The sequence below is a fragment of the Flavobacterium sp. genome (assembly GCF_046317795.1).
GTDB lineage: Bacteria > Bacteroidota > Bacteroidia > Flavobacteriales > Flavobacteriaceae > Flavobacterium.
This window is the reverse complement of record NZ_JBKCVI010000177.1, coordinates 1-3,470: the sequence shown is the minus strand read 5'-3', so window position 1 is coordinate 3,470 and position 3,470 is coordinate 1. Positions and strand designations below refer to the sequence as shown.

The window sequence follows — 3,470 nt, the reverse complement described above, 5'->3', positions numbered from 1 at the left end:
AAAAAGATAAATAAATCCAGCCAAACAAGCTATAAGCAACAAGGAATATAACTTATTTCGGGTCATTTATTAATAAAATGTATTTTGGAATGTTTCCATGTTTTTTTCGCGAGTAGCACCCATGATTAGAAACCAATCAATGATAATCCAAATACCTAATCCACCACAGGTTAACAGTTTTCCAACGCCCATCCCGGTATCGCCAATCATAAATCGGTCAATTCCAAATTGTCCAGCAAATATCGAAATAATTAATGAAGTTGTTGGTTCTTTGAATTGCATGGTTTGAACTAATCCCCATTTAGATTCGTCCAATGTTAATAATTTCTCTCTAACTGCGTTTAAATGATGGCTTTCAAAATACTTTGCATTCATCATCATAAACATGTCAACTTTTTGTGCGTCCATAATAGGTTTGTTTTATTATTGGTTATGTTTTATTCCGCTGCGCTCCAAACAATTGCTTCGCCAATTCGCTAAAGCTTCGTGTCGGCTATGCCTCGGGTTTAATTATTCGACTAAAATATAAAAAATTATGAGAAAGCACTATCAATGGGTTCCCAAAGTTCAATTTTATTTCCTCAATTGGCTATTGCCTATATAACTTGATAATTTTATCCACTATAACTTGCGCCAATTTCTCATGACTTTCATAAGTCCAGCCCGCGATATGTGGCGTCAATAATACATTTTCTGCTTGTAATAAATAGTCAAATGCCTTAGGTCTTTCAGTTTCAATAAAAAGATTTTCAAAAGACAGCTTTTCGTATTCTAACACATCCAATCCGGCACCCAAAATTTTTCCAGTTTCTAAAGCGGCAACCAAATCATCAGTAACCACATTTTTACCACGAGACGTATTGATGAACCAAAACGGTTTGGCAAATCTATTAATGAATTCTGTGTTAAGCAGCTTGTCCGTTTCTGGAGTCCAAGGAATATGCAAACTCAACACATCACTTTTCGCTTGTAATTCTTTTAAAGAAACCTGTTTGGCGTTTTCATCGGCTACATTATCTTGAATATCATAACACAAAACATCAACATCAAAACCTTTGAGTTTTTTAGCAAAAGATTTCCCCATATTACCATAGCCAATAATCCCAACCGTTTTGCCTTCCAACTCATAACCCCGATTTCCTTCCCGAATCCACTTGCCTTCTCTTACTAATTTATCGGCTCGATTCAATTTATTCATTAAAGATAAAAGCATTCCTATAGTATGTTCGCCAACGGCATTACGGTTGCCTTCGGGTGCAGCAATAAGTTGAATGTTTTTGGAAAAAGCATAGTCACAATCAATGCTTTCCAAACCAGCTCCAACACGAGCAATAAATTTTAATTTGGATGCTTTATCAATAAATGCTTTATCAATTTTGAATCGAGAACGAATTACAATGCCATGATAGTCTTGAATTTTAACTTCAATTTCTGTTTTAGATGAAGTAAAATCAGCTTCGTTTTGAAAACCAGCTTGTTCCAATTGCTCCCATAACAAGGGATGATTACTATCGATGTGGAGAATTTTGACGTATTGGTTTGACATAATTACAATTGAAAAGTAAAGGTAATTATTTTATCGAAATAGTACTGCAATTGTAAATTGTAAAACTTATAGTAAATTTCATTACTTTAGCTTATTAATTTATTAAAAAAAAGAAATGAAAAATAATAAAATCCTACTAGCAACTGCAGTAGTACTGCTATCCGCTTGCAGTCAAAAAGAACTCACCTCAGGTATCAATAAAAAAAATATGGATACCTTGGTAAAACCAGGCGATAATTTTTCCGCCTACGTAAACGGAACTTGGTTGAAAACCGCCAAAATTCCTGCTGATAAAGCTTCCTATGGCGTATTTGACTTGTTGTATGACCAATCCCAAAAAGATGTCAAAGCGATTATCGAAGAAGCCGCAAAAGGAACTAATGCTCAGGGTTCGGATGAACAAAAAATTGGCGATTACTATGCTTCTTTCATGGATAGAAAAGGTCGTGATGCGAAAGGTGTTGAACCTATTCAGCCCGAACTAAAAGCCATTGACGCTATTGCAAACTATAGTGATTTGGCAGCATATTTTGGAAAAGCAAACCGATTGGGAATCTCTGCTCCATTTTCTTTTATGGTATATCCTGACTTGAAAGACCCAAAAAAATATTGCCTACTATCATGGCAAAGCGGTCTTGGATTACCTGAAAGAGAATACTATTTGGCTACCGATGCTAAAATGGCTGACATCCGTAAAAAATATGTTGCCCATATCGAAGCAATCTTCACTTTGTCTGGAATGGAAAAAGGGGCCGAAAGTGCTGCTAAAATTATGGCGCTTGAAACCACTTTGGCAACCAACCAAATGAAGAAAGAAGACACACGAGATATTGTCAAACTTTACAACAAATATGCTGTAGCTGATTTAAAAACTTTGATGCCCGACTTTGATTGGACTGCTATGCTAAAAAGCGCTAGTTATGAAGACCAAAAAAATGTTGTGATTACGCAAGTAGTTTATACCAAAAGTTTAAATAATATCATTAAAAACACTCCTATTGATACATGGAAAACGTATCTGAAATGGGGCGTTTTAAATAATGCTGCGTCTAGATTGACTACTGCATTAGACAATCAAAATTTTGAATTCTATAGCAAAACTCTATACGGAACCGAGAAACAAGAAGAAGATTGGAAAAGAGCTGTAAGCACTGTAAATGGCGGTCTGGGTGAAGTAGTAGGTAAAGTATATGTGAAAAAACACTTTTCTCCCGAAGCCAAAGAACGCATGACAGTTATGGTAAAAAACTTATTGAATGCTTATGCCGAAAGCATCAAAAAACTAGATTGGATGAGTGCTGATACCAAAAAAGAAGCACTCAAAAAAGTTGATAAATTCATGATCAAAATTGGTTATCCTGATACGTGGAAAGATTACTCAAAACTTACAATTGCTAAAAACGATTTGTATGGCAACAGTGTTAGAGCTGCCGAATATGAATACAACCGCAACCTAGAAAAACTAAAAAAACCTGTGGATAGAACCGAATGGGGCATGACACCACAAACCGTGAATGCCTATTACAATCCATCGCTAAACGAGATTGTTTTTCCAGCGGCTATCCTACAACCACCATTCTTTGATTTGAATGCTGATGATGCTGTAAATTATGGCGGTATCGGAGCCATTATTGGTCACGAAATAGGACACGGATTTGATGATCAAGGAAGTGCTTTTGATGGCGATGGCGTTTTAAAAAACTGGTGGACACCAGCCGATTTAGCCGCTTTCAAATCCAAAACAAAAGACTTAATAGCACAATACAATGGCTTTAAAGCATTCCCTGATTTAGCAGTAAATGGCGAATATACGCTTGGTGAAAACATTGGTGACTTAGGCGGATTAAGCATTGCTATCAAAGCCTACAAAACAAGTTTAAATGGCAAAGAAGCTCCCGTTATTGATGGTTTCACGGGTTTGCAA

The 3,470-nt window shown here is 36.1% G+C and carries 3 protein-coding genes; 1 reads left to right on the top strand and 2 read right to left on the bottom strand.

Translation table 11 applies throughout. The annotated features are described in order from the left end of the window. Positions 1–69: 69 nt before the first annotated feature. Together ACK5ON_RS10605 and ACK5ON_RS10600 are read right to left on the bottom strand one after the other, a co-directional pair. Entirely contained in the window at positions 70–408 is a 339-nt protein-coding gene (locus ACK5ON_RS10605; RefSeq protein WP_409822276.1) for a TM2 domain-containing protein, read from the bottom strand. Positions 409–589: 181 nt separating this feature from the next. Continuing rightward, complete coding sequence (locus tag ACK5ON_RS10600) at positions 590–1,546, bottom strand: 2-hydroxyacid dehydrogenase (protein ID WP_396176127.1); 957 nt, start codon at positions 1,544–1,546, stop codon at positions 590–592. Positions 1,547–1,661: 115 nt separating this feature from the next. Here ACK5ON_RS10600 and ACK5ON_RS10595 point away from each other — a divergent pair. Next, a partial coding sequence (locus ACK5ON_RS10595) for a M13 family metallopeptidase (protein ID WP_409822274.1) occupies positions 1,662–3,470 on the top strand: 1,809 nt, incomplete at its 3' end.